Here is a 3,017-nt window from a genome sequence, read left to right as displayed (position 1 = left end):
TTGGTCGTGCTGAGGCCAGTGGACAGACTGCCAATGCCGCTAGTAGCTGTACTAAGGCCCGTCGACAAGCTACCGATACTGCTGGTTGCTGTACTCAGCCCGGTCGAGGTTGATGTCGACAAGCTGGCCACAGAGCTGTTGGTCGTGCTGAGACCTGTCGAAAGGCTGCCGATGCTACTGGTGGCGGTGCTCAAGCCCGTCGACGTTGAAGTCGAAAGACTGTCGATGCTGCTGGTTGCTGTACTCAGCCCGGTCGAGGTCGAAGTCGACAAGCTGGCAACGGAACTGTTGGTCGTGCTGAGGCCAGTCGACAGGCTACCGATGCTGCTGGTCGCGGTGCTCAGACCCGTGGATGTCGAGGTCGAGAGGCTATCGATGCTGCTGGTCGCCGTGCTCAGCCCGGTCGAGGTCGACGTCGACAGGCTGGCTACAGAACTGTTGGTCGTACTCAGGCCGGTCGACAGACTTCCGATGCTGCTCGTCGCAGTGCTCAGACCCGTTGACGTCGAAGTCGACAAGCTGGCTACAGAACTGTTGGTCGTGCTGAGGCCAGTCGACAAGCTACCGATACCGCTGGTGGCGGTGCTCAAACCCGTGGACGTTGACGTCGAAAGACTGTCAATGCTGCTGGTCGCGGTACTCAGACCGGTCGAGGTCGAAGTCGACAGGCTGGCAACAGAACTGTTGGTGGTGCTCAGACCCGTCGACAGGCTACCGATGCTGCTCGTTGCCGTGCTCAAACCCGTAGACGTCGAGGTCGACAAACTGGCGACCGTGCTGCTGGTTGTGCTCAGGCCCGTCGACAAGCTGCCGATGCTGCTGGTCGCTGTACTCAAGCCGGTAGACGTCGAGGTCGACAGGCTGGCAACGGCGCTGTTGGTCGTGCTCAGGCCGGTCGAAAGGCTACCGATGCCACTGGTTGCAGTACTCAGGCCCGTCGACAAGCTTCCGATGCTGCTGGTGGCCGTGCTCAGGCCGGTCGAGGTTGATGTCGACAGACTGGCCACAGAGCTGTTGGTCGTGCTCAAGCCCGTCGACAGGCTGCCGATGTTGCTGGTTGCGGTGCTCAGGCCCGTAGATGTCGAAGTCGACAAGCTAGCAACCGCACTGTTGGTGGTACTCAGACCCGTCGACAAGCTGCCGATACTGCTGGTCGCCGTACTCAAACCGGTCGATGTCGAGGTCGACAGGCTGGAAACGGCGCTGTTGGTCGTGCTCAGGCCCGTCGACAGACTGCCGATGCTGCTCGTGGCGGTGCTCAAGCCTGTAGATGTCGAAGTCGACAAGCTGGCCACAGAGCTGTTGGTCGTGCTCAGGCCCGTCGACAGACTGCCGATGCTGCTCGTGGCGGTGCTCAAGCCCGTAGATGTCGAAGTCGACAAGCTGGCCACAGAGCTGTTGGTCGTGCTCAGGCCTGTCGACAGGCTGCCGATGCCGCTGGTGGCTGTGCTCAGGCCAGTCGATGTCGAGGTCGACAGGCTGGCAACAGAGCTGTTAGTTGTGCTCAGGCCAGTCGACAGGCTACCGATGCTGCTGGTCGCAGTGCTCAATCCGGTGGATGTCGAGGTCGACAGACTTGCAACAGAACTGTTGGTCGTGCTCAAGCCAGTCGACAGGCTGCCGATGCTGCTGGTCGCAGTGCTCAAGCCAGTGGACGTCGATGTCGAAAGGCTGCTGATGCTGCTAGTAGCAGTGCTGAGACCCGTCGAAGTCGATGTCGACAAACTGCTGGTGCTGCTCGTCGCTGTGCTCAGACCGGTCGATGTCGAAGTCGACAGACTCGCAACAGAACTGTTGGTCGTGCTCAGTCCAGTCGACAGGCTACCGATACTGCTGGTCGCAGTGCTCAAGCCGGTGGACGTCGATGTCGAGAGGCTGCTGATGCTGCTAGTAGCAGTGCTGAGACCAGTCGAAGTCGAAGTCGACAGACTTGCAACAGAACTGTTGGTCGTGCTCAGGCCAGTCGACAGGCTACCGATGCTGCTGGTTGCGGTGCTCAAGCCGGTGGACGTCGATGTCGAAAGACTGCTGATGCTGCTAGTAGCAGTGCTGAGACCTGTCGAGGTCGATGTCGACAGGCTTGCAACAGAACTGTTGGTCGTGCTCAGGCCAGTCGACAAGCTGCCGATGCTGCTGGTCGCGGTGCTCAATCCGGTGGACGTCGAGGTCGACAGGCTGCTGACGCTGCTCGTCGCCGTACTCAGGCCCGTCGAGGTCGATGTGGACAGACTTGCAACCGCGCTGTTGGTCGTACTCAGGCCAGTCGACAGGCTACCGATGCTGCTGGTCGCAGTGCTCAAGCCGGTGGAGGTCGAGGTCGACAGACTGCTGGTGCTGCTGGTCGCCGTGCTCAAACCCGTCGAGGTCGAGGTCGACAAGCTGGCGACGTTGCTGTTCGTCGTACTCAAGCCAGTGGAAAGGCTGGTGATTCCACTCGCCGACGTGCTCAAACCGGTCGAAAGACTGCTGACGGTGCTGTTGGTCGTGCTCAGCCCCGTCGAAAGACTGCCGATGCTGCTTGTTGCAGTGCTCAGACCAGTAGACGTCGAGGTCGACAGGCTACCGATGCTGCTGGTTGCAGTGCTCAGACCGGTCGAGGTCGAAGTCGACAGGCTGCTGATGCTGCTCGTTGCCGTGCTCAGACCGGTCGAGGTCGAAGTCGACAGGCTGCTGATGCTGCTCGTTGCCGTGCTCAGGCCGGTCGAGGTCGAAGTCGACAGGCTGCCGATGCTGCTCGTCGCTGTGCTCAAGCCGGTCGAGGTGGACGTCGACAAGCTCCTGATGCTGCTCGTCGCGGTGCTCAGGCCCGTAGACGTCGAAGTCGACAGGCTGCCGATCCCGGTGGAGGTCGAAGTCGACAAGCTGCTGATGCTGCTCGTCGCGGTGCTCAGGCCCGTAGACGTCGAGGTCGACAGGCTGCTGATCCCCGTGGAAGTCGAGGTCGACAAGCTGCTGATGCTGCTCGTCGCGGTGCTCAGGCCCGTAGACGTCGAGGTCGACAGGCTGCTGATCCCCGT

At 61.0% G+C, this 3,017-nt stretch carries 1 pseudogene; it reads right to left on the bottom strand.

What is annotated here, in order from left to right:
* Positions 1-3,017 (bottom strand): annotated as a pseudogene (locus tag ACGLHS_RS32205) (hemagglutinin); the annotation flags it as partial.

It is taken from the genome of Variovorax sp. VaC1 (genome assembly GCF_043658315.1).
In the GTDB taxonomy this organism is placed as follows: Bacteria; Pseudomonadota; Gammaproteobacteria; order Burkholderiales; family Burkholderiaceae_C; genus Variovorax.
The sequence above is the reverse complement of the archived record's forward strand: the minus strand, read 5'-3'. Positions and strand labels throughout refer to the sequence as shown.